Origin of the sequence: Candidatus Poriferisodalis sp., from assembly GCF_965204125.1 — a bacterium.
Taxonomy (GTDB): domain Bacteria; phylum Actinomycetota; class Acidimicrobiia; order Acidimicrobiales; family Poriferisodalaceae; genus Poriferisodalis.
In genome coordinates this window covers 690,421-712,769 of sequence record NZ_OZ241968.1, presented here as the reverse complement: position 1 = coordinate 712,769, position 22,349 = coordinate 690,421, and the positions used below count along the sequence as shown (strand labels likewise).

Genomic DNA, 22,349 nt, shown 5'->3' with positions numbered 1-22,349 from the left:
CTACAGCTCGTCGACGACGGCGGTGGCGAAGTCCTCTGTGCCCGCAGTGCCGCCCTGGTCCGGCGTCACGCGCTCTCCTTTTTCATAGACATGTGCCAGCGCCCGATCGAGACGGTCAGCCGGGGCGTCGAGTCCCAGGTAGCGCAACATCATCTCCGCTGACTCCAGCGTGGCGGTCGGGTTGATGATGCCCCGCCCGGCGATATCGGGCGCTGTGCCGTGGGCCGATTCGAAATACGCCCAGTCGTCGCCGTAACAGCCCGACGGCGCCAGGCCCATGCCACCGATCGTGCCGGCGCCCTGGTCGGACAGGATGTCGCCGTACAGGTTCGGCAGCAGCAGCACGTCGAGCTCGTGGGGCCGCACCACCAGCCGGTGCGCCATGTCATCGATGATGAACTGTTCGTATTCCAGGCCGGGGTACTCCTGCGTCACCTCCCGAGCGATGTCGCAGAACCACCTGTCGGTGGCAGGAAGCATGTTCGTCTTGGCCGAGACGGTCAGCTTGCCGCCCCGGCTCAGCGCCAGCTCGGCGGCGAAGCGGGTGACCTGTTCGGTGCCGGGACGGGTGATGATCTTCGCCGCGAAGCGCCCGTTGGCGGCATCGGGCGGGACGCGAGAACGGCCCTCGGTCAAACCCGCATCGAGCAGCCGCTGCGCTGGGCCCATGACGCCGACATACATGTCCTCGAGGTTCTCCCTGACGATTACGTAATCGATCCCCTCAGGCCGGGCCAGCGGCGAGGCATAGCCAGGCCGCCAGCGCACCGGTCGCACGTTGGCGTAGGTGCGTTTGCCCCAACGCATGAAGCCCGCACCCGGCGTGGTGCCGTTCGACGATCCGAAAAGCACCGTGTCGGCGGCATCGATGCGCTCGCCGACCAGCGCTTCCCGCTCGTCGGGCGTGAGCGCTGTGAGCTCGTCGCCCACCGGCACGTGGTCCCAGTCGATGGGCAGGTCCAGCGCATCCAGCACGCGCAGCGAGGCAGCCATCGCTTCGGGCGCCGCATCGTCACCCGGAATCACGCACACCCGGTGCCGCCGCTGCTCGATCATGCGCGCCGACGCTACGCGTCAGGGCCGAAACCCGCGTGGGCGCCGGGGTTCACAAGCCTGGCTTGGTGACCATCACGGCAATGGCGGCCACGATTACCAGATTGCTTGCCATCGACCAGAGTTCGGCCCGCTTGCGCAGCCGTTCCGCATCGCCGGACCGTTCGGGTCCCCCGTCCATGGCGTCGGCGAGCTTGGAGCTGGTCGGCCGCAGTGCGCCGTGAGCGATTCCCAACCAGACGAAGTACAAGATGAACGCCGTCGTGACCCAGCCCTGCCGGAACGTCCAGCGGTCATCGACGAGCACCGCCACCACGCCGGCGATCCCGGCGAGGTACGCCGCCATGTCCGTCAACCGGTTCGACGCGAACTCGAACGCCCGCCGTACAGCAGCTGCAGCGTCAGGACCATCAGCCCATGCCCGTCTCAGCATGACGGTGCCCAAGGCGCTGCCGCCGAATCCCACCACCGCACTGACGAGGTGGACGACCAGCACGGTTTGGTACCAGCCCGAGTTGAAGTTGGCCGCCACCAGGGAATCGCCGATACCAAGTGCCATGCCCGCGAGTATCGCCGCCAAAGGCACAGATGCCGCCGCGGGAGCACAACCGGCGTGGCTGGTGAGTTCGTTCGGAGCGCCGCGACGGGCAGTGGTAAGTTCGCTGTGCCGCAGAGACACGGCCGGATCTCCGGGGGAAGGGGTATCCATGCCGATCGAGTCATCAGGCCATAGCGCAGGCAACCCGAGGCTGTACGAGGTCATCGAGGGTGCGCCCAAGGAAGGTGCGAGCCCGACGATCTGGGCCTGGCCTCAGATCATCGACTATCTCAAAGTCGCTGGTCAGCCAGTTCAGGGACCATGGCCGCCACACCAAGAGCGACGTCCCGATCCCGACGCCGAGTCGTTGCCGCGAGCTGTGCCGGATCCGCAAGGTCCTGGCGGGCCGTCGACAGGGGGCTGACGCATGTATCCATCTCGCTTCCGCTACGAAGCGCCCTCGACCGTCGCCGAGGCAGTAGCGATGCTCGCCGCAGCAGACGGCGAGGCAAAGATCCTGGCGGGCGGCCAGAGCCTCATCCCGATGATGAAGCTGCGATTCGCGGCGCCCGCGATGATCGTGGACATCAACGGCATCGGCGGCCTCGACCACCACCGGTCCGATCCCGACGGCACCTATCGCATCGGGGCGCTGTGCCGGCACGCTGATCTCGAGAAATCCGCTGCGCTCGCCGATGCCCAACCGACCATCGCTGCGGCGGCCCCCGTCGTGGCCGACCCGTTGGTGCGCACACGGGGGACGCTCGTGGGCTCGGTGTGTCACGCCGACCCGCAAGGCGACTGGGCCTCGGTCATGGTGTCGCTGGAAGGCGCCATCGTGGCTCAAGGCCCGAATGGGCGCCGGAGCATTCAGGTGGCCGATCTCATCGACGGCCCGTTCCAGACGGTGCTCGCTCCCGACGAGATCGCCGTCGAGGCAGTGATTCCCGCAGCACGCGGCGCCCGGGCAGGTGGCTATCTCAAGCTCGAACGTCGGGTCGGTGACTTCGCCACCGTCGGCGTCGCGGTCTCGGTGGAGATGTCGGGCGGCAGCGTTGCGCGTGCGGGCATTGGGCTCACCGCTGTCGGGCCTGCCACCATCAACGCCTCCGACGCCGCAGCGGCGCTGGTCGGCACGGCGCTCGATTCGGATGCCGTCGACGCGGCAGCCCAGCTCGCGGCCGAGGCGGCTCAGCCACGCTCTGACCACCGGGGAAGCGCCGATTACAAGCGCCACGTCGTCGCCACCTTCGTGCGGCGCATCGGGGCTCAGATCCAGCGATCAGAACAAGAGGCGGCCTGACATGAGCACATTGTTCGAAGAGGTCCGTCCGAGCGACGGCGGCGCCGGTGACGCAGTGCCGGTTCGCCGTGTGGAGCTGACCGTCAACGGCGAGCGGCGTGCGGCCGACGTGGAGCCGCGGCTGTTGCTGGCGCACCTGCTGCGCAACGGCTTCCGGCTGACGGGAACTCACACCGGTTGCGACACGACCAACTGCGGCGCATGCACCGTGCTGTACGACGGTGTGCCCGTCAAGAGCTGCACGATGTTCGCCGTCCAGGCCGACGGCCACGAGGTGCTCACCGTCGAAGGCCTGGCGACGGCGAGCGAGCTGCATCCGATCCAGGAGGGCTTCAAAGACGAGCACGGCCTGCAGTGCGGTTTCTGCACCCCGGGCATGATGCTCGCCGCGAAGGCGTTGCTGGAAGAGAACCCGAACCCCAGCGAGGACGAGATCCGCTGGGCGCTGTCGGGGAATCTCTGCCGCTGCACCGGCTACCAGAACATCGTCAAGGCCGTGATGTGGGCGGCCGAGAAGCTAGGCGCCAACGTTGAGAGCGACGGTGCGGACGATGCAGGCGATGACGCAGGCGGGGAGGGCTGAGATGGCGCTCGACGAGATCAAGATCGGCGGCCTCGGAGCCAGCCGGCGGCGGGTGGAGGACAACCGCTTCATCCGCGGCAAGGGCAACTACATCGACGACATCGCCCTGCCCGGGATGCTGCACATGGAGATCCTGCGCAGCCCGCTGGCTCACGCCCGCATCCGCTCCATTGACGTCAGTGCTGCCTGGGCCATTCCCGGCGTTCGCATGGTGCTCACCGGCGACATGCTGGCCGCCCGGAACCTGGCCTGGATGCCGACGCTGTCATACGACACCCAAGCCGTCCTCGCCACCGACAAGGTCCGGTTCCAGGGCCAGGAAGTGGCCTGCGTCGTCGCCGACGACCCCTACATCGCAAAGGACGGCTGCGAGGCGATCGTGGTCGACTACGAACCGCTGCCGCCCATCGTCAACCCGACCCAGGCAAAGGCACCCGGCGCGCCGCTGATCCGCGACGACAAGACCGGCCAGGACTCCAACGTCGTGTTCGACTGGGAGGTCGGCGACCGTGAGGGCACCGATCGGGCCTTCGCGCAGGCCGATGTGGTCTCGACCATCGACATGCACTACCCGCGCTCGCACCCGTCGCCCATCGAGGCGTGCGGCTCGATCGCCGATTTCAACCGGGCGACCTCGAAGCTCACCGTGTACATGACCACCCAGGCGCCGCACATCATCCGCGCCGCGGTGGCCCTGGTAGCCGAGCTGCCCGAGCACATGATCCGCATCGTGTCCCCCGACCTCGGCGGCGGATTCGGGAACAAGGTGCCGGTGTACCCGGGCTATGTCGTGTCGATCCTGGCGTCGATCCTGCTTGAGTGCCCGGTCAAGTGGATCGAGGACAAGAGCGGCAACCTCATCTCGACGGGGTTCGGCCGCGACATCTACCTCAAGGGCGAGATGGCGCTGCGCAACGACGGCCGCATTCTCGGCGTGCGGATGCACACCGACTCCGACCACGGCGCCTTCTTCTCCGATGCCCAGCCGAGCAAGTTCAAGATCGGCCTGATGCACTCGGCCTTCAGCTGTTACGACATTCCCGCCGCGCATCTCACAGCCCAAGGCGTCTACACCAACAAGGCACCCGGCGGCGTCGCGTATCGCTGCTCATTCCGGGTCACCGAGGCTATGTACTTCCAGGAGCGCATGGTGCAGGCGGCCGCCGCCGACCTGGGCATGGACCAGGCCGAGTTCCGCCGCATCAACCTGGTGCGCGACGACGACTTCCCCCATCGCACGCCCTGGGGGTTCCTGACCGACTCGGGCCAGTACGGCAAATGCCTCGACCTCGGGCTCGAAGCGATCGGCTACGAGGACTTCCTGCGCCAGAAGGAGGAGGCGCGCCAGCGGGGCCGGCTGCTGGGCATCGGCATCTCGACCATGACCGAGCCCCTCGGGGCGGGCAACAGCCGGGAGTACGACATCTTGGGCATCAAGATGTTCGACTCGGCAGAGCTGAAGGTCCACATGACCGGCAAGGCGCTGCTGCGCACCGGCGCCAAGACACAGGGCCAAGGCCACGAGACCACTTGGGCGCAGATCGTCGCCCACGAACTCGGCATTCCTGCCGAGGATGTTTTGGTCGAAGAGGGCGATACCGACACGGCCCCGTTCGGTATGGGCACCTACGCGTCACGCAGCACGCCGGTGGCCGGGGCGGCGGTGGCCATGGTGTCGCGCAAGATCCGCGCCAAGGCCCGCAAGATCGCCGCGCACCTGCTGGAGGTGTCCGAAGAGGACATCGAATGGGAGCTGGGCAGGTTCTCGGTGCGCGGCGCACCTGACCGAGGCGTGACGATCCAGGAATGCGCGATCGCCGCCTACAGCAACATGCCCGACGGCATGGAGCCAGGCCTGGAGAACAACGCCTACTACGACCCGCCGAATCTGACCTGGCCGTTCGCCTGCTACATCGCGACCGTCGAGGTGGATCCCGAGACCGGCGTGTGGGACGTCCTGCGGGTGGTGGCGGTGGACGACTGCGGCGTGCGCATCAACCCCATGATCGTCGAGGGCCAGATCATGGGCGGGCTCACCGAGGCCTACGCCATGGCCAACATGCAGTTCATCACCTTCGACGAGGACGGCAACTGCATCGGCTCCAACTACATGGACTACCTGCTGCCGACCGCATGGGAGACACCGGGCTTCGAACTCCACGAGGTGGTGACCCCCTGCCCCCACCATCCCATCGGTGCGAAGGGCATCGGGGAGTGCGCCACCGTGGGCGGCCCAGCGGCATTCGTCAACGCGGTGATCGACGCCATCGGCGACAGCGGTGTGCGCAATATCGACATGCCGCTGCTGCCCGATCGGGTGCATGAGGCCATCACGCAGGGCCACGATGTCTCCGGCGCTCCGCCGGTACGCACCGAGCCATGAGCAGCTCCGGACTCGTCGGGCACCGGGCCCTCGGACAAGGGGCGGTCGAGGGCTGGGGCGTGCTCGAGCGCGCCACCGAGCTCGCCCGCAGCGGCGAGGCATTCGTGCTGGCCACGGTTGTCTGGCGCGAGGGTCCGACATCGGGGCAGCGCGGTTCTCGCGCCATCTACACGGCCGCGGGCGAGATGTATGGGTGGATCGGCGGCGCCTGCGCCGAGCCGGTGTTCATCCGCGAGGCCATCGCCACGCTCGAAGCGGGCACGCCGCGCCTGCTGGCGCTCGGTGCGAGCGACCGATTCGGCGACCTGCCCCAGGGCACCACTGCGGTGCCGATGTCGTGTCAGAGCGAAGGCGCCCTGCAGATCTACTTGGAGCCCGTCGTGGCCGCACTGCACCTCGTGATCGTCGGAAGCTCGCCCATGGCGACCACCCTGTCGGTTCTGGCCGCCCAGCTCGACTGGCGTGTCGAGCTGGTCGACCGCGCCGAATTCAGCGAGGGGCTGCTCACGCCGCAGTCGATGGTGGTGGTTGCCACCCAAGGACACGGCGATGAGGATGTACTGGCCGCTGCGTTCAAGGCCGATCCGGCGTACGTGGGCCTGGTCTCGTCGGCTCGACGAGGCCGCAGCGTCCGGGCCGTGCTCGCAGATCAAGGCCTGGGAGAAACCCAGCTCGGCGCACTGAGAGCTCCCGCCGGCCTGGATCTCGGCAGCACCTCGCACAAGGAAGTCGCAGTGTCGATCCTGGCCGAGCTGGTGCAGCTCCGTGCCCAGGGTGCGTTCGCAGCGACAGCCAGCGCCCAAGCGTCAGCGACGCCGGCGGCTGTCGACCCTGTTTGCGGCATGACCGTCCAGGTCGATCCGGCGACGCCGTCGCTGCAGATCGGCGACGAGGTCTTCTACTTCTGCTGTGCGGGGTGCCGCACAACCTTGGCACGCGAGCGGGGAGTCGCCTGATGCAGATCACCAACCAGTTCCAGGTCGCGCAGCCGCTGGAGGCTGTGTGGAACTTCTTCGGCGACGTGCCGCAGGTCGCCGCATGCCTGCCCGGCACGGAGCTGACCACCGAGCTGGGCGACGACCGCTACGGCGGCACCGTGTCCATCGGCCTCGGCCCCATCAAGCTCGACTTCGACGGCGGTGCCGAGATCACGCAGCGGGACGAGGAGAACCGGACGATCTCCGTCGCTGCCAGCGGCGCCGATCGCAAGGGCCGGGGCCAAGCCACGCTCGAGCTCAATGCCAGCCTCGCTGCGGCCGCAGGCGGCACGAGCGTGGAGGTGGCCATGGACCTGCAGCTGTCCGGGCCCGCAGCTCAGTATGGGCGTGGCCTGGTGGGCGACATCACCGCGGTGCTGCTGAACGACTTTGCCGCCAACGTCCAGAACCGGCTCGCTGCCATCGCGGAGGGGCGCGATCCAGACCAAGTCGAACAGGTTCAAGCCGCCGGTGGCGTCGCCATCGGTCTGCGTGCCGCGGGAATGGGTCTCGCCCGCGTCGTGCGCCGGCTTGCCCTTCCGTACCGACCCGAGGCCGTGTGAGGAGGCGCTCGTGCTCTGGTGGATAGGAAACCTGATACTGCTCCTGGTGGTCGTGCCGGTTGCGCTCGCGCTGCTGAACCGGGTGCTCGCCGCGATCGAGCGCATTCGCAAGGCCAGCGACGACATCCTGGCCGGCGGCGTGGGGATCATCGGCGAGCTCGACACCACGCAGGACTTGCTCGCAACCACTGACGAGACGATCGAAGAAGTGGCGGACGGTGCGGTCCGCTACGCCGGTTCGGTCGGGAAGCTCCTGGGCTGAAAGGGGACGTGATGCCTGTTGTTGCCTGGGTCACCGTCATTATCGGCGGCTTGATCATCCTGGCGGCCGCGGTGGGCCTGCTGCGGGTGGTACTGCATTTGGTGGCGGTGCACCGCACGCTCACCCAAGTGGCCGGCGGCGTTCGTGTCATCGCCGAACAGACCTCGACGGTGCCCACTGTGCTGCCGTCGGTCAACTCGACGCTGATGCCCGTCCACGACTTCTGCGAATCGATCTGAGGGAGGCGCCGCCATGCTGCAGTTGCTCGCCCAGAGTTCGGACGCCGGATCCACTACGGGATGGGTCATCGGCATCGTCATCGGCATCGTCGTGGTGATCGCAGTGGTCGCCCTCGTCGTGCCGATCCTCGTGCTGGCCCGTTCGATCGGCAATCGAGCCACCGAGATCAACGACGGACTGGAAGACGCCGTCACAAATACGGCGGCGCTCGGGGAACTGAACACGACGATCGCAGCTGCAACGGTGATCGTCGACGGCCTCAAACGCGGCCGCAACCGGTTAGGAGGCTGACATGAACCTGCTGGCTCTCACTGACACCCAGGAGAACCTGTGGTGGGGTGTCATCATCGGCGGCTTCGTGGTGATCGTGGCCGTGGTGGTGCTGCTCACCATGCTGGTGCTGCTGGTGCGCACGATCGAGCGCCGGGTGGAGACCATCAAAGGCACGCTCGAGCGAGCCGCCGCCAACACGTCTGACACCGCCCTGATCGCCGAGACCGCCGACGGGGTCGACGCGGTGCTGACCGAAGGCCTCGAACACCACCTGTTCCTGGGCCGAGTACTCGACAAGGTGCGCTCATGACGACACTCGTAGTTCTCTCGGTCATCCTGATCGGCCTGTTCATAGCCGGGCTCGCGTTCTACCTGTTCGTGGTGGGCAGCCAGCTCACCCGGATCGCCGGCCTGCTCGAGGAGTGCTCGCAGATCGTGTGGAAGATCAAATCCGACGCCGAGGCTGTCGAGCCGGGCGTCGAGCGCATCAACAACACGGCCGGCGTCATCGCGGGCGCATTGCCGTTGCTGTACGGCATGGCCGAAGGCATCGTGACCGGCGCCACGTACGAGCCTGAACCCGAGCCTCGCGAGCCGTCCTCGGCCCGGCCTGCGATGGGTACGCGCCGCAGCCGGCTTCACGAAGCAGTCGGCTATCACCCCGAATAGCCGCCAGCAATCAGCTTGAGTCTGGCCCAGTCGAACCGCTGGGGTCTCGCGTCGTGGTGAGCGGGCCTGCGGTGGGGGCCCGGTAGCTACCGATCCACTCGTCCTCCCACACTTGGTCGAACTGGTCAGGCGCGCAGCCGGGCCGGTAAATGGCAACCAGCTCCTGGACGATCTGCTCGCGATGTGAGCGCAGCCCGCCCGGCACCTCATAGGTGCAGATGTGGAGGTTCCACTTGTTTCCGGCGCGCCGCTCCCAGCACTTGGCGCGGGGATGGCCGAACGGCAGCCCCGCTGCAGCCAGGTTGTCCGCGTGATCGACATCGAGCACGGCGTAGTCGTACGGCTTGCCGTCGGGGTCGGCCCGGTACAGGATCGCGAACACGGCTGCACTTGCCGGCGGCGTCCAGCCGCCGAGCACCCGTGGTCCCTCGAAGGGGTAACCGGCAAGCGAGCCGAGCCGAATCATTGGGGCCGCGTCACTCGTCGAACTCCAACTCGTCCTCGCCGATGACTTCGGCTCGGGTCATCGGCCAAGCCGGAAGGTCTGCTGTCTCGACGGCAGCAGCGAACGCCGCCATGGCCGCTTCGACGGCTTGGTCGGAGGTTTCAGCCTCCACAACGATCTGGGCGCCGTAGGCCATCGCACCAACGCCGGATGCGATGCCTTCGAGCGGTGCGACAGCATCGGCCAGGGCCACCACTTCGTCCAGCTCGACGGGCCGATCGCCTTCAGCCTGGATGGAAACGCTCCACTTGCTCACCGTCGGCATTCCATCGTTCGTATCCGCTTCAGCCGACGTGAGGCAGCCTGCGGGCGAAGCGCTCCAAGCTGGCCAGATCATGGCCCGACTCGAGGCTGTCGATGAACGGACCGGCGGCCATCATGCCGAGCGTGTTCGGCAGTGTCTCGACATCGTCGCTGGCGAGCGGGTTCATCCAGACGATCCGATGGCAGAGCCGGCTCAGGCGTTCCATTGCGCTTGCCAGGGCTGCAGGCTCGCCCCGGTCCAGCCCGTCGGAGCAGATGATGACGGTGGCCCCCCGGCTGAGCCCCTTGCGACCCCACCTGCGGATGAAGCTGTCCAGCGAAGCGCCGATCTGGGTGCCGCCGTCCCAGTCCAGCACGCGCTCGGCAGCCAGCTTAATAGCGTCGTCGGGCTTACGTCGGTCGAGCGCTGGGGTGATGCGCGTCAGCCGGGTGCCGAAGCAGAACACCTCCACCTTCTGGGCTGCCCGGCGCATCGAGTACGCGAACTGCAGCAGGTTGCGGGAGTGATCCGCCATCGATCCCGAGACGTCGAGAATCAGCACCAGCGGGCGGGCCCGCTCCGCTCGCGTCAGGCGATGCAGAACAGGGGCCGCATGGCTGAGCCGCATAGCGTCTCGGGCCATCCGGCGGATATCGAGACGCGCCCCAGACGGATCCCGCCGACGGCGCCTGGTGCGGCGCCGGGGCGGTTCGAGCCGGACTTGCGCAATGATCCGCCGCAGCGCAGCCAGCTCGCCGGGCGTGCACTCGGCAAAGCGCTTGTCGCGCTGAATATCGACGCCGGACGCCTGACGCCCGAGCACCATCGGCCGGTCGTCACCCGTTTGGCCGCCGGGCTCGCTGTCCGGCACGTTCAGCGTGCCGCTGAGACCCTGTGAGATCGGCTCTGTCGGCACGGGCTCGGGAGCGGTTGGGGCCGGGTGTCCCAGGAAGTACCGGCGGAACACCTCGTCGTAGAGCGGCAGGTGGTCCCGGCGATGGATCAGTGTCGTCCGGCCACCCCAGTAGACATCTTCGAGATCGCTCGGCGTGAGTTCTGAAACCGCCGAGCAGAACGTGACGACGTCGTCGGAGCCGACGGGAAGTCCCTCGTCTCGCAGCGCATGACCAAAGCCCACGAGCCTCGCCATGAATTCCGCCGAAGCTGGGTCAGTGTCGTCTCCGGGCGCAGGCACGCCTTCAGGCATCGGCGACAACCCTGTCCAGTTCGGCTTCGACCAGTTCGAGGTCGTCGCGGTCCTTGATGACCGCACCGATCGTGTCGGTTGCGGCCGCAGCATCGAGATCGTCGGTACCCAGCAGGCCCAGCGCGTCGACCCAGTCCAGCGTCTCGGCGACGCCCGGCGGTTTGGCCAAGTCCATGTCACGCAGTCGCTGCACTGCGGCGACGACTTTGCGGGCGAGGCTCCCGACAGCGCCGGGCGCACGCAGGCGCACGATCTCGATCTCCTCCTCGAAGCTGGGGTAGCCGATCCAGTGGTAGAGGCATCGGCGCTTGAGGGCGTCGTGCAGTTCCCGTGTGCGATTCGAGGTCAGCACCACCATCGGCCGGCTGTCCGCGGTGACGGTGCCGATCTCGGGGATCGTGATCTGGAAGTCCGACAGCAGCTCCAGCAGGAACGCCTCGAACTCGTCGTCGGCACGGTCGATCTCGTCGATGAGCAGCACTGCACTGCTGCCGGCCTTGATCGCCGACAGCAGCGGCCGCTCGATGAGGAAGTCAGGGCCGTACAGCCCGCTGACCGCGTCGGCGTCGGTCAGCTCGCTCTCCGACAGCGCCCTGACGTGCAGCATCTGCCGCGCGTAGTCCCACTCGTAGAGCGCTTGGTGGGTGTCGATGCCCTCGTAGCACTGCAGGCGGATCAGCTCTCGCTTGCCGATCTCCGCGAGGCACTTGGCCATCTCGGTCTTGCCGACCCCGACCTCGCCTTCGAGCAGGATCGGCCGGCCCAACCGCATTCCGATGAGCGTTGCGGTGGCCAGGCCTCGGCTCGCGAGGTACCCGGCTGCTCGAAACTGTGCCTGGAGGTCGGCAACGCTCGCCGGTGTCTCGTTGCGGGGCTGTTCGCTCACCGTTCGAGCCCGGGACGCCGCCGGCCTCAGTCCCCAGATGTGGGACCGAGGACCAGATCGCGCAACGAGCCGCCGTCGGGCGATGACTTACCCTCGCTCTCGAGCAGCTTCCGCCACGACGTGGCGATGTCCTCGTCGCCGTCAGCAAAGCCGTCGAAGGTGAAATGGCGCGCGTTGCGGCAGATCTTGACGTTGCTGCGCTCAGCGTCGAAGCCGGCGTCGTCGTCTCCCTGCCAGACATCGGTCAGGACGGGCTGCGGTTCGGCGCCGGCGTCTGCCTGCGCAGGCGCCGGATCAGTCGATGTCACCGCCCCGATAGTAGCCGTCGATCAATAATTCCGAGTAAGCGTGAGACCCCCTGTGCGATGATGCAGAGGTGCACCCCGCGTCCGAGGATCAATCGCGGCAGCTTCGTCTGGGAGGGATGTCACCGGACCCGTTGCTGGATCCGGTACTGGTACGGCTCGAGCGCCGGTTCGAGTGGCTCCGGGCAAGGATTGTCGCCGAGCATGAGGGCCGCTGGGCGCTCCTCCTCGACCGAGGTTCGCGCTTGGTGCCGGAACTCTCTGTCTTTGACGACCAGTGGGACGCCATCAACGCGGGCTATCTCGATCCCGAGCATCGACGCTTCTGCGTGAAGCGAGTCGTGAAGGTTGACGAGCCGATCTACATTCGGCCAGCAGGCATCTGACACCGAGCCGGCCGCATCGGGATCACTGATCGTGCTCGTAGCGGCCAGAGTCCCCGACTTGGGTGAAGACATGGTGATCGGACTTGATGTCCTCCGGCAATTCCGCTTCGAATGGGACGGTCCGCAAGAGGCTCTGCGGCTGTGGCCTACGAGCGACCGCACCGATGACCCTTAGTGGCTTCGAGTTCATCCGTTGTTCACACAACGATGGTCAGCGGGTGGCCGGCAATGTCGGCCTCGATGCATCCGTCGACAGCGCCGAGTTGGGCCGCCTGGCCTGCGACGATTCGGCGGGCGGTCCAGGCTGCTGCCGTGGCATCGAGCAGATCATCGATCCCAGGGTGCGGCGGGCCGGCCAGCGGGCTGAGAACTGCCGACTCGGTGATTCCGGCAAAACACGTGCGAAGCAGAGCCAAACGCTCGGCAATGCCCGCTTGGCGGCGCTTCGGGTGCATCAGCGGTGCCGACGGAATCGACTCCTCGCCGCCCGAGGACTGGTTGCCCCGGCTATCTGGTACAGCCGCTGAGCGGGGTACGGCGGCCATCACGGCGAAGCAGAGTTCAGGATGCACTTCTGCTGCTTGTGGTACTGCAGTGCCTTCAAAATCCGCGGGTGTCAGCACGGACCGGACTTCGCGGATCTTTGGAAGCAGGTTGTACGCCTGCTTGGCGAGGCCCATGTCCAGCTGTTCCCGGGAAGTGCGATTGGCCTCGACGTAGTCGTTTGCAGCCAATGCGGCGACCGGCGGGGGCCAGAACAGCGAGGAGCGCCGCCGTCCAAGCAGTTTGCGGGCGTCGATATCGGCTCGACGTTTGGCATCTGACGGCAACCCGATCGGCATGTCGACGCCCACGGCCAGGAGGGAATGCCGTTGCGCCTCCGCCCAGAGTTCGGCGAACGAGTCCCACAGCGAGAACTCGACCGGCGAGCCGTCTATCGCTCCTGTCACTGCCATGACCCACCCGCCGGCCGCACCGTCCACGCCTGCAACTCGCGCCGCGCTGGTGTCGTTGTCGCTGAGTGCCTGCCTCGTCATCGGTTCCCCGCTCGCGCTCGACCGCTTCGCAGTTAACAGCAAGAGCGGGCCGTGGCCCGTGCTTGGGACGTAATCTCGGGGGACCCCGGGGTACATGGGACACGCCGCGAGAAAAGGGCCCGCATGACCGATCGTCAGATTCATATCCGAAGCTGCTCATTGTGCGAAGCGATGTGCGGGCTCGAGGTGCACCACGCCGACGGCGAAGTGAAGCTGATCAGGCCGAACCGCAACGACGTGTGGTCGAAGGGCTACATCTGCCCCAAGGGCACCGTGCTCGGGCACATGTACGCCGATCCCGATCGAGTGCGCAGGCCGCTGGTCCGCGACGCAGCCGGCAATCTGACGGAGGCCAGCTGGGATGCCGCCTTCGAGCGCTGCGCCGAGCTGCTCGGCGGTGTCCGCGACACCTACGGCGTCGAAGCGATCACCGCCTACTTCGGCAATGCCACTGGCTTCAACTACTCGATCAGCCGATACGCGGGCATGTTCCTGCAGCTTGCCGGGATGCCCACGGTGTACACGTCTGGCACCGTCGACACCTGGTCGAAGAACGTGGCCTGCCAGCTGATGTACGGGCACTCCTGGCGCATCCCGGTGCCCGACATCGACCGCACTGACTTCATGGTGGTCCAGGGCGCCAACCCGTCCGCCAGCCAGGGCAGCTTCATGGGCTGCCCCGATGTCTCAGGTGCTCTGGACCTCGTGCGCGAGCGAGGCAAGGTGGTAGTGATCGACCCGCGCCGCAGCGAGACCTGCGCGCACGCCGACCAGTGGCTGCCGGTGCGGCCCGGCACAGATGCGCTGCTGCAGCTCGCCGTGTTGAACGTGCTGTTCGACGAAGAGCTCGTGCGGCTCGGGCACCTGGCGGATCGGCTCAAGGGCGTGGACGACGTGCGGGCCATCGCTGCTGGGTTCCCGCCGGAGCGGGTGGCCGAGGCGTGCGGTGCTGACGCAGGGGCGATCCGCACCTTGGCCCGCGAGTTCGCTGCGGCTGAGCGGGCCGCGTGGTACGCCCGCATCGGCACCTGCAACCAGGAGTTCGGCACGCTGGCGTCGTGGCTGCCTGACGTCATCTGCGCGCTCACCGGCAACCTGGACGCGGTCGGCGGGATGATGTGGGCGAAGCCGGTGGCGTGGTCGATGCTGCAGCAGGACTGGGGCTTCGAGGGCGGGTTCGACCGCTGGCGGAGCAGGGTTCGCGACATCCCCGAAGTGCTGGGGCAGTTCCCGATGGGATGCCTCGCCGAGGAGATCGACACACCCGGCGAGGGTCAGCTCAAGGGGCTGGTGGTGGTGGGCGGCAACCCGGTGCTGTCTGCCCCCAATTCCGACCGTCTCGACAAGGCATTGCCGCTGCTGGAGGCGATGATCTCGGTGGACAATGCGCTGAACGAGACCTCCCGCCACGCTCACGTGGTCTTGCCGGGGTTGGCAGCGCTCGAGCAGCACTTCTACTCCGAGATGCTGTGGGGCTGGGCCAAGCGCTCCGCAGCGAAGTATGCGCCCCCGCTGTTCCCGCCCTCCGATGATCGGCCCGACGAATGGGAGATCCTGACGCGACTCGGTGCGATGTGCGCAGGCCTCGGAGAGGTGAACGTTGCAGAGTTCGACGATCTGTACTTCTCGGCGCTTGCTGAGCTGGCCGGCGCGGATCCGGCGATGGCGCTGGAGGCATCGCCCCTACCCGGGCCCGAGCGGCTGAATGATCTGGCCATCCGGACCGGTCCGTGGGGCGATCGCTACGGCGAGAACCCCGACGGCTTGAACCTCGACAAGCTGAAGGAAATGCCTGACGGGCTCGACATGGGCCCGATGGTCCCGCAGGTCGATGACATCGTGGTGAATGCCGACGGCAAGATCGACCTGGCGCCCGAGCGCATCACCTCCGACATCGGGCGTCTCGAGGCGAGCCTCGACCGGCCCGATGCCTCGCTGGTGCTCACCAGCCGGCGCCACGTGCGCTCGAACAACTCGTGGATGCACAACGTGGAGGTCTTGGTGCGCGGCAAGGATCGCTGCACGCTGCTCATCCATCCCGACGATGCCGCGGACGCAGGCGTGGCCGACGGCGAACTGGCCCGGGTGTCATCGTCGAACGGTGCCGTCGAGGTGCCAGTGGAAATCAGCGACCAGATGTACCCGGGGGTGGTATCACTGCCTCACGGCTGGGGCCACGACAAGCCCGGCACCCGCCAGTCAGTGGCCAGCAGGTATGCCGGTGTCAACTACAACGTGCTCGTCCCGCCCGATTTCGTGGACGTCCCCTCGGGCAACGCCGCCGTCAACGGCGTGCCGGTGACCGTCGCCCCGGCCTCCGGCGTTCCCGCCTGATCCAGCAGCCAGAACGGGCAGATACGCCGACTCGCGCATCCTCGTAGGATGCCGCGCTGATGCGCAGGGGGGCGGTGGCCACTGAGGCGCCGCGCCTCGAACCCGAGGTCCGCGGCGGCGGTGCATTCTCGGCCCGCGGCTTCGCCCCGCTGTGGTTCAGCGGGCTGTGCTGGCACTGGGGACGCTGGGCGATCGCGTTCCTGGCGAGTTATCACGTCAACCAGATCACCGGCTCGCCACGGATGGTGCAGCTGACTGGGGCCATCATGTGGGCGCCTCTGCTGCTCGGCGGGGCCATCGGCGGGGTGATCTCGGATCGCTTCGACCGTCGGCGCACCGTGCGATTGCAGACAGCGCTTCTGGTGCCGTTCGTGGCCGTGGTAGGGCTGGCCGAGCGGGCTGGGCAACTGGGCATCGCACTGCTGTATCCGTTCTTGTTGTTCGCTGGCATCGGCTGGGTGGTGGACATGACCAGCCGTCGAGCGCTGGTGCTCGACATCGTGGGGCCGCATCGGCTGCACAAGGCAATGGCGTGGGAGACGATGGCGCTTGCCTCAGGCGTAGCGGCGGGGCAGCTGCTGGGTGGCGCATTTGCTGACCGGGCTGGCGTAGGGGCTGCCTTCCTGGGGGTGGCCGTCATGCTGGGCCTCGGCTTGGTGCTCCTCATGTGGGTACCGCACGTGCCGCCGGCCCGGCCTGTGACGACAACGACCGATCGATGGTCCGACGCGCTCCGGGACCGGATCTTCGAGGTTGTGCCCCTCGGCCGAGCCGGCGAGGCGCAGCAACACGGCCGAGCTGGCGAGGCACAACAACACAGCCGAGACCGCACCTCGACGCTCGCGGAGCTGCGGGCTGGATTGCGCCTGGCGCGGACCAATCGCAGTCTGCTCAGCATCCTGGGTGTCACCGTGATGGCGAACTTCTTCATGTTCGCCTACTTCCCGGCCGTCCAGCTCATCGGCGACCAGGTCAACGCCACGGCATCGCAGATCGGGATCATCGGCTCGATGACCGGCTTCGGCATGATCACCGGATCGTTGGTCACCGCCAAGTGGGGCGATGGTCGTTGGGGGATCGCCTACTCACTAGGCGTGTTCGTGGCGATGGCGATGCTCATTGTGTGGGCGCTGTCGCCGAACGTGCTGATCGCCGTGATCACGCTGTACGTCGCAAGCTGCGGCAGCGGGCTCTTCGCTGCAACGCAGTCGACCTTGGTACTCACCACCGTGTCGGAGGAGATGCGGGGCCGTGCGATGGGTTTGCTGAGCATGGCGATCGGCGCACTGCCGGTAGGTACCTACGTGCTCGGCGAGGTGGCGCAGCAGCTCGGCGCCCGCACCGCGGTCATCTTGATGGCCTCATTGGGGCTCGCCGGCATGACGCTGTGGCTGCTGATCCGACCGGAGGTGCTCCGGCGCGGAGGTCCCACGCCGTGAGGTTTCCTGCGGCATTCTGAGGGTGAGTACGCTGCCGCGTGGCTAGATCGCGCCGCCGAAGTGCGTGACGGGAGGGGACGTCGACCATGAAAGCTGCAGTGCTCAACGAGATTCCGGGCGAACTCGACATCGAGGACATTTCTGTTGATGCGCCCGCTCCCGACGAGGTCTTGTTGCGGGTGGTGCACGCGGGCCTGTGTCACAGCGACCTGCACTTCATGGATGCCCACTGGCCGTACCAGCTCCCCGCGGTGATGGGCCATGAGAGTGCCGGCGTGGTCGAAGCAGTTGGCGAGAACGTCGCATACGTGAAGCCCGGCGACCATGTCATCTCCTGCCTGTCGGTCTTCTGCGGCCACTGCGAGCGCTGCCTCACCGGCCGCCCGAATATCTGCGCCAATCCCGCTGCCGTTGCACGGCCTTCCGGTACCGCACCACGGCTGGCCAAGCCAGATGGCACCGAGGTGGGCCAGTTCGCCCGTCTCGGCGGATTCGCCGAGGAGATGCTGATCCACCAGAACGCTGTCGTGAAGATCCGTGACGACATGCCGCTCGACCGTGCGGCGCTCATCGGCTGCGGCGTGACCACGGGGCTGGGCGCAGTGTTCAAGACGGCCCGCATCGAGCCCGGTGCGACCGTGGCTGTGTACGGCGCGGGCGGGATCGGCCTGTCGGCTGTGCAGGGTGCCCGCATCGCTGGGGCCGGCCGGGTCATCTCGGTGGATGTCGAGAACGACAAGCTGGAAACAGCCCGCCAAGTGGGCGCCACCGACACGGTCAACGCCTCCGACGGCGACCCCGTCGAAGCCATCAAGGAGATGACCGGCGGCGGCGTGGACTACGCCTTCGAGTGCATCGGGCTGAAGCAGACCTGCGAGCAGGCGTGGTCGTCGTCGCGGCCCGGCGGCACCACGGTCATCGTGGGCATGATGCCGTTCGGCGAGAAGATCGAGATCCCGGGCTACGAGGTGTTCATGCTCGAGAAGCGGCTGCAGGGCTCGATGATGGGGTCGAACGCCTTCCGGGTGGACATGCCCCGCTACGTCGACATGTATCTCGACGGCCGCCTGATGCTCGACGAGATGATCTCGGCGCACATGCCGCTGGAGGACATCAACGTGGGCTACGAGCAGATGCGCCAGCGCGTGGGCACCCGTACCGTCATCGACTTCGACTAGCCCGCCAATCCAACAACCAGCAGGAGAGGGGCAATGGAGGTTGAAGGCAGAGTTGCCGTGGTGACAGGCGCGGCGAGCGGCATGGGCCGTGCCATGGCCGACACGTTCGCAGCGGCGGGCATGAAGGTGGTGCTGGCCGACATCGAGGAAGCGCCGCTGAACGATGCCGCCGCCGAGGTGCGTGCGACCGACGCGGAGGCCATCGCGGTGCGCACCGACGTATCGCAGCTGGCCCAGATCGAGGCGCTGGCCGAGGCTGCCGTGGAGGAGTTCGGAGCGGTGCACGTGCTGTGCAACAACGCGGGCGTCGGCATTCCCGGGCCGGTGGGCGACATGTCGCTCGAAGACTGGCGCTGGACGCTCGATATCAACCTGTGGGGGCCGATCTACGGCTGCCATGTGTTCCTGCCGATCATCGAGGCGACCGGCGAGGGCCACATCAACTCGACTGCTTCGGTGGCCGGGCTGTACGGCGGCGCCTCGCTGGGTGCGTACAACGTGTCCAAGCACGGCGTGGTGGCGCTGATGGCCACGCTGGAGCGAGATCTGCGGCTGCGCAACTCGCCGGTGCATGCCTCGGTGCTGTGCCCGGGGCCGATCAACACCAACATCGTGTACAGCCAGCGCAATCGTGATCCCGAAGATGCCGCGCACCACGTGCGCACCGATCAGGGCGACAAGTTCTGGGACATGCTCAAGGGCTACCTGGCCGAGGGCATGGATCCGGCCGACGTGGGGCCGATGGTGCTGGACGCCGTGCGCACCAACCGTTTCTGGGTGCTGACACATCCCGAGATGGGCAAGATCGCCCGCTATCAGGCTGACGCCATGCTCGACGACGGTCACCTCACGCGCTGAGTGCCCGTCGCGTGGCGCCGCCCCGCGTGGTGACGCTGAGGCAAACGGCCCGGGAGGGCGTTTACTGAGCCCGTGACTCCGACCGCATTGCTTCGAGCAGGACGCTCGCCCGCAGCGTTGCTCTGTCGGTCCTGAGCACGTGAAGCCCGCAGGACGGAGCGTGCGCGCGCAAGCGCGGCTGGCTGCAAGGCGGCCGTCGGTCTTCACCGTCGTGCCGCAGATTCTCGATGCGGCCGGCCGGCCGCTCGCCCCTTCGGTGGCGCCCGCCGCCCCGCGCACAGCCCCGTCGCCCGTTGCTCCCACCGATCGTCCTGCAACTGCTGCCGACGCGCCCCCGTCAGACAGCTACCGGTGGCGGCTGCTCGGCGTGATCGGGCTGGCAGTGCTCGGGTTCGGTTCGCTGATGACCCTGGTGGGTGTCTCGCTGACGCCGATCTCCGAAGACCTGGGAACCACGCTGCCCACCGCCGGCTGGGTCATCACCGGCCTCATGCTGGCCATGGCCGTCTCGACTCCCGCCGGCGGCAAGCTGGCCGACCGGTTCGGGCACCGCCGCATCTTCCTCATCGGCATCGTCGGGATGACCGCGTCGATGATCGCCAACTACTGGGTGCCCGACATCGGCACCTTCATCGCCGTGAGGGTGGTGTTCGGGCTGTGCGGCGGTCTGCTCATGCCCTCGGGCATGGCATTGCTCATGCATGCGTTCGGCCCTGCCGAGCGGGCGCGGGCTGTCGGCTGGTTCCAATTCGCCATGACCGGTGCGCCGACGATCGGCGTCGTCGTGGGCGGACCGCTGCTGAACGTGTTCGGCTGGCGGGGCATCTTCTTGCTGTTCGGCGTGATCAGCCTCGTGTCGTTGATCTTCGCGGCCGTCGTCGTGAAGCCGATTCCCCGGGGCGAGCGGGTGCCGATCGACATCCTGGGGGCGCTGCTGCTCGCGGGCGGAACGCTGCTGGTGCTGTGGGCGATCACCCGGCTGCCGATGCTCCTGCGGGCAGGTGACGGGTTGCTGTCAGATCAAACGCTGATGCTGATGCTCGGCGGGGCGGTGGCCTGCTTCGTGCTGTTCGTGCTGTGGGAGCGCCGCGCTCCCGCCCCCTTCTTGGATCTTCGCCTGTTCCGCCGGGCCAGCTTCACCTTGCCGCTGCTGTCGGCGCCGGCGAATCAGTTCGCGTACATGGGCGGCTTCATGGTGGTGCCCTGGGTTCTGCAGGAGCGATACGGCTTCTCCGTGGGCGTCGCCGCGATGCTCATGGTGCCCCGGCCCGGCGCCTTTGCCGTGGCATCACCGCTGGGGGGCACGCTGGTGACCAAGATCGGCGCCCGGATCCCGATGTTCTTCGGCACCTCCGCGATGATCGGCTCGATGATCGCCTTCGCCCTGGGCGCCAAGCCCGTGGGCTGGGGCCTCGCGGCGATCATGGTGGGGCTGGTGCTGTCGGGTGTCTCCGCAGGCGTCGGCTCACCCGCCTACCAGGTGCTGGTCGCCAACTCGGTGGAAGACAAAGACCTCGGCATGGCCAACGGCATGAACCAGACGGTGATGTGGATGGGCATCATCCTGGGGATCCAGTCGATGCTGGCGTTCACCGGCGAGGATCCCTCGCTGGGCCGGCTGCGCGCCACGTTCCTGTTCGGTGCCGCCGTGGCGGCGATCGGCTTCGTGGCGCCCCTGTTCGCCACCCGGCGAGCCACGCGCCTGGCCTAGCTGTGCGCTAGAGCGCGGCCAGGAAGTCGAGCAGTTCGGCGTTGAGCTCGTCGGCGGCTTCCTGCTGGACCCAGTGGCCGATGCCGTCGAGGATCACCGACTTGTGCAGGTTGGGCATGGTCTCGCCGAATTTGGCGATCGAGCCTGCGCCCCACACGGTCGGGCCGTCGACTTCGCCGCCGACGAACAGGCTCGGCTGGGTGATGGCTGCGCTGTCGAAGGCGGCCATGTCCTCCCAGTCGCGGTCCACGTTGCGGTAGCGGTTCAGCCCGCCCGACATGCCGGTGCGGGTGAACTCCGAGGTGTAGTAGCCGAAATCGGCCTCCGACATCCAGTGGGGCCAGGATCCCTTCTCGGGCCAGACGAAATTGTCGGAGAGCTTGCCGCCCGGCGCGACGCCGAAGCCCCCGCCTGATGAGTCGCCAGATGCCTGCCGGGCACGCACACCGTCGCCTGAGGCGGAGAAGTACATGCCCAGCAGCCAGTGGGGAAGATCAACCTCCATCTCAGCTTCGGCCCGGCCCGGCTCCTGGAAGTACTCGATGTAGAACTCCTTGTCGCCGCCCATCATGCGGAAGGCGGCGCTGGGCTTGAAGTCACTGCGGGCGTTGTAGGGCACGCTGACGAGGCCCAGCGCGGTGAAGATGTCGGGCCGCAGAAGCGCCGAGCTCCACGCGATGGGCGCGCCCCAGTCGTGGCCCACGATGACGGCCGAGTCCTCGCCGAGGGCCCGCACCACGCCCACGTTGTCGGCAACGTGGCGGACCATGCGGTAGGCGTCGACTGCGGTAGGCGCCGACGAGCGGCCGTAACCGCGCACGTCGATCGCGACCGCCCGGTATCCGGCCGCAGCCACCGCGGGAAGCTGGTGGCGCCACGAGTACCACGACTCGGGAAAGCCATGGACGAATAGCACCATCGGCCCCTCGCCCACCTCCGCCACATGAATCCGCGTGCCCAGCGCATCCACGTCGTAGTGCTTCACACCAGAAAGATCGGGCGCAGTAGTGCCATAGCTCTCACTCATGGCCGACATTCTGGCCCCCGAATGCGTTGGTCGGCGCGTGGCAATCGAAATTGAGTTACGTGAGATCGACGCGTTGCGCGAGGTTCAGCAGATGTGAGCTGGTCAATGAGCTGTGCTTGCAGAATGCTGGCACTGCTGGCAGAATGCGGTCATGGCTAAGCAGATCACCATCCGGAACGTGCCCGATGACGTTTGCGACGAGCTCGCTGCCCGGGCTGCCGAGCAGCGCCAGTCGATGCAGGAATACCTGCGGGGGGAACTCGAGCACCTCGTTGCGAAGCCGTCGGTGGCGTCGTTGCTGGAGGAGATCCGACGGCGCAAGGAAGCTGCGGGCACTCGGGTCTCGGCCGCCACGATCCTCGCGGCACGCGACGCAGACAGGAAGTGA

The 22,349-nt window shown here is 67.3% G+C and carries 27 protein-coding genes; 18 read left to right on the top strand and 9 right to left on the bottom strand.

Annotated elements, in window-relative coordinates:
• Both ACOGXD_RS03505 and ACOGXD_RS03500 read right to left on the bottom strand, forming a co-directional pair.
• Nucleotides 1-1,056, bottom strand: coding sequence for an isocitrate/isopropylmalate dehydrogenase family protein (locus tag ACOGXD_RS03505; protein ID WP_419916534.1), 1,056 nt, complete (start codon nucleotides 1,054-1,056; stop codon nucleotides 1-3).
• A gap of 49 nt (nucleotides 1,057-1,105) precedes the next feature.
• Entirely contained in the window at nucleotides 1,106-1,612 is a 507-nt protein-coding gene (locus ACOGXD_RS03500) for a DUF2269 family protein (RefSeq protein ID WP_419916533.1), read from the bottom strand.
• 148 nt (nucleotides 1,613-1,760) lie between these two features.
• Between ACOGXD_RS03500 and ACOGXD_RS03495 the strand changes: the two genes are divergently transcribed.
• The 11 genes from ACOGXD_RS03495 to ACOGXD_RS03445 are packed head-to-tail and all read left to right on the top strand — an operon-like array spanning nucleotide 1,761 to nucleotide 8,844.
• Nucleotides 1,761-2,015 (top strand): hypothetical protein, encoded by a 255-nt coding sequence (locus tag ACOGXD_RS03495; protein ID WP_419855461.1) that lies wholly within the window; start codon nucleotides 1,761-1,763, stop codon nucleotides 2,013-2,015.
• Between the two features lie 3 nt (nucleotides 2,016-2,018).
• Complete coding sequence (locus tag ACOGXD_RS03490; protein WP_419916532.1) at nucleotides 2,019-2,894, top strand: FAD binding domain-containing protein; 876 nt, start codon at nucleotides 2,019-2,021, stop codon at nucleotides 2,892-2,894.
• A gap of 1 nt (nucleotide 2,895) precedes the next feature.
• A complete protein-coding gene (locus tag ACOGXD_RS03485) occupies nucleotides 2,896-3,477 on the top strand; it encodes a (2Fe-2S)-binding protein (RefSeq protein ID WP_419916531.1) in 582 nt (193 codons plus the stop codon).
• Nucleotides 3,446-5,860 carry an aerobic carbon-monoxide dehydrogenase large subunit gene (locus ACOGXD_RS03480; RefSeq protein WP_419916530.1) on the top strand — a complete coding sequence of 805 codons (2,415 nt, stop codon included), beginning with the start codon at nucleotides 3,446-3,448 and terminating at the stop codon, nucleotides 5,858-5,860. Before ACOGXD_RS03485 ends, ACOGXD_RS03480 begins: the two co-directional genes overlap by 32 nt.
• A complete protein-coding gene (locus ACOGXD_RS03475; RefSeq protein ID WP_419916529.1) occupies nucleotides 5,857-6,816 on the top strand; it encodes an XdhC family protein in 960 nt (319 codons plus the stop codon). The genes ACOGXD_RS03480 and ACOGXD_RS03475 overlap by 4 nt, the downstream gene beginning before the upstream one ends.
• A complete protein-coding gene (locus ACOGXD_RS03470; protein ID WP_419855466.1) occupies nucleotides 6,816-7,400 on the top strand; it encodes an SRPBCC family protein in 585 nt (194 codons plus the stop codon). The genes ACOGXD_RS03475 and ACOGXD_RS03470 overlap by 1 nt, the downstream gene beginning before the upstream one ends.
• A gap of 10 nt (nucleotides 7,401-7,410) precedes the next feature.
• Nucleotides 7,411-7,662, top strand: coding sequence for a hypothetical protein (locus ACOGXD_RS03465; protein ID WP_419916528.1), 252 nt, complete (start codon nucleotides 7,411-7,413; stop codon nucleotides 7,660-7,662).
• 11 nt (nucleotides 7,663-7,673) lie between these two features.
• Nucleotides 7,674-7,901 (top strand): hypothetical protein, encoded by a 228-nt coding sequence (locus ACOGXD_RS03460; RefSeq protein ID WP_419855468.1) that lies wholly within the window; start codon nucleotides 7,674-7,676, stop codon nucleotides 7,899-7,901.
• Nucleotides 7,902-7,914: 13 nt separating this feature from the next.
• Entirely contained in the window at nucleotides 7,915-8,193 is a 279-nt protein-coding gene (locus ACOGXD_RS03455) for a hypothetical protein (protein ID WP_419855469.1), read from the top strand.
• 1 nt (nucleotide 8,194) lies between these two features.
• On the top strand, nucleotides 8,195-8,485 hold the full coding sequence (locus ACOGXD_RS03450) for a hypothetical protein (protein WP_323672530.1): 291 nt from the start codon (nucleotides 8,195-8,197) through the stop codon (nucleotides 8,483-8,485).
• Complete coding sequence (locus ACOGXD_RS03445) at nucleotides 8,482-8,844, top strand: hypothetical protein (protein WP_419855470.1); 363 nt, start codon at nucleotides 8,482-8,484, stop codon at nucleotides 8,842-8,844. The genes ACOGXD_RS03450 and ACOGXD_RS03445 overlap by 4 nt, the downstream gene beginning before the upstream one ends.
• A gap of 10 nt (nucleotides 8,845-8,854) precedes the next feature.
• Here ACOGXD_RS03445 and ACOGXD_RS03440 read toward each other — a convergent pair whose 3' ends face one another.
• Genes ACOGXD_RS03440 through ACOGXD_RS03420 form a run of 5 tightly spaced genes read right to left on the bottom strand, consistent with a single transcriptional unit; the run spans nucleotide 8,855 to nucleotide 11,994 of the window.
• Nucleotides 8,855-9,310 (bottom strand): hypothetical protein, encoded by a 456-nt coding sequence (locus ACOGXD_RS03440; protein WP_419855471.1) that lies wholly within the window; start codon nucleotides 9,308-9,310, stop codon nucleotides 8,855-8,857.
• A gap of 10 nt (nucleotides 9,311-9,320) precedes the next feature.
• Nucleotides 9,321-9,605 (bottom strand): hypothetical protein, encoded by a 285-nt coding sequence (locus ACOGXD_RS03435; protein ID WP_419916527.1) that lies wholly within the window; start codon nucleotides 9,603-9,605, stop codon nucleotides 9,321-9,323.
• A 28-nt stretch (nucleotides 9,606-9,633) separates the two neighbouring features.
• Nucleotides 9,634-10,800 (bottom strand): vWA domain-containing protein, encoded by a 1,167-nt coding sequence (locus ACOGXD_RS03430; RefSeq protein WP_419916526.1) that lies wholly within the window; start codon nucleotides 10,798-10,800, stop codon nucleotides 9,634-9,636.
• Entirely contained in the window at nucleotides 10,793-11,686 is an 894-nt protein-coding gene (locus ACOGXD_RS03425) for an AAA family ATPase (RefSeq protein WP_419916525.1), read from the bottom strand. The genes ACOGXD_RS03430 and ACOGXD_RS03425 overlap by 8 nt, the downstream gene beginning before the upstream one ends.
• A gap of 26 nt (nucleotides 11,687-11,712) precedes the next feature.
• Nucleotides 11,713-11,994, bottom strand: a complete 282-nt coding sequence (locus tag ACOGXD_RS03420) for a hypothetical protein (protein ID WP_419916524.1) — start codon at nucleotides 11,992-11,994, stop codon at nucleotides 11,713-11,715.
• Nucleotides 11,995-12,062: 68 nt separating this feature from the next.
• Between ACOGXD_RS03420 and ACOGXD_RS03415 the strand changes: the two genes are divergently transcribed.
• Complete coding sequence (locus ACOGXD_RS03415) at nucleotides 12,063-12,377, top strand: hypothetical protein (protein WP_419916523.1); 315 nt, start codon at nucleotides 12,063-12,065, stop codon at nucleotides 12,375-12,377.
• A 197-nt stretch (nucleotides 12,378-12,574) separates the two neighbouring features.
• Here the strand turns inward: ACOGXD_RS03415 and ACOGXD_RS03410 are convergent, their stop codons facing one another.
• A complete protein-coding gene (locus tag ACOGXD_RS03410; protein ID WP_419916522.1) occupies nucleotides 12,575-13,414 on the bottom strand; it encodes a DUF429 domain-containing protein in 840 nt (279 codons plus the stop codon).
• A gap of 171 nt (nucleotides 13,415-13,585) precedes the next feature.
• Between ACOGXD_RS03410 and ACOGXD_RS03405 the strand changes: the two genes are divergently transcribed.
• From ACOGXD_RS03405 to ACOGXD_RS03385, 5 genes are all read left to right on the top strand, one after another.
• Complete coding sequence (locus tag ACOGXD_RS03405; RefSeq protein WP_419916521.1) at nucleotides 13,586-15,748, top strand: molybdopterin-dependent oxidoreductase; 2,163 nt, start codon at nucleotides 13,586-13,588, stop codon at nucleotides 15,746-15,748.
• Between the two features lie 59 nt (nucleotides 15,749-15,807).
• Nucleotides 15,808-17,187, top strand: coding sequence for an MFS transporter (locus ACOGXD_RS03400; protein ID WP_419916520.1), 1,380 nt, complete (start codon nucleotides 15,808-15,810; stop codon nucleotides 17,185-17,187).
• Between the two features lie 86 nt (nucleotides 17,188-17,273).
• Complete coding sequence (locus tag ACOGXD_RS03395) at nucleotides 17,274-18,365, top strand: Zn-dependent alcohol dehydrogenase (protein ID WP_419916519.1); 1,092 nt, start codon at nucleotides 17,274-17,276, stop codon at nucleotides 18,363-18,365.
• Between the two features lie 33 nt (nucleotides 18,366-18,398).
• Complete coding sequence (locus ACOGXD_RS03390; protein ID WP_419916518.1) at nucleotides 18,399-19,223, top strand: SDR family NAD(P)-dependent oxidoreductase; 825 nt, start codon at nucleotides 18,399-18,401, stop codon at nucleotides 19,221-19,223.
• Nucleotides 19,224-19,383: 160 nt separating this feature from the next.
• Nucleotides 19,384-20,934, top strand: a complete 1,551-nt coding sequence (locus tag ACOGXD_RS03385) for an MFS transporter (RefSeq protein ID WP_419916517.1) — start codon at nucleotides 19,384-19,386, stop codon at nucleotides 20,932-20,934.
• A gap of 7 nt (nucleotides 20,935-20,941) precedes the next feature.
• On the opposite strand, the gene ACOGXD_RS03380 is transcribed toward ACOGXD_RS03385, so the two are convergent.
• Complete coding sequence (locus ACOGXD_RS03380; protein WP_419916516.1) at nucleotides 20,942-21,961, bottom strand: alpha/beta fold hydrolase; 1,020 nt, start codon at nucleotides 21,959-21,961, stop codon at nucleotides 20,942-20,944.
• Nucleotides 21,962-22,112: 151 nt separating this feature from the next.
• Here ACOGXD_RS03380 and ACOGXD_RS03375 point away from each other — a divergent pair, with 151 nt between their 5' ends.
• Nucleotides 22,113-22,349, top strand: a complete 237-nt coding sequence (locus ACOGXD_RS03375) for a FitA-like ribbon-helix-helix domain-containing protein (RefSeq protein ID WP_419916515.1) — start codon at nucleotides 22,113-22,115, stop codon at nucleotides 22,347-22,349.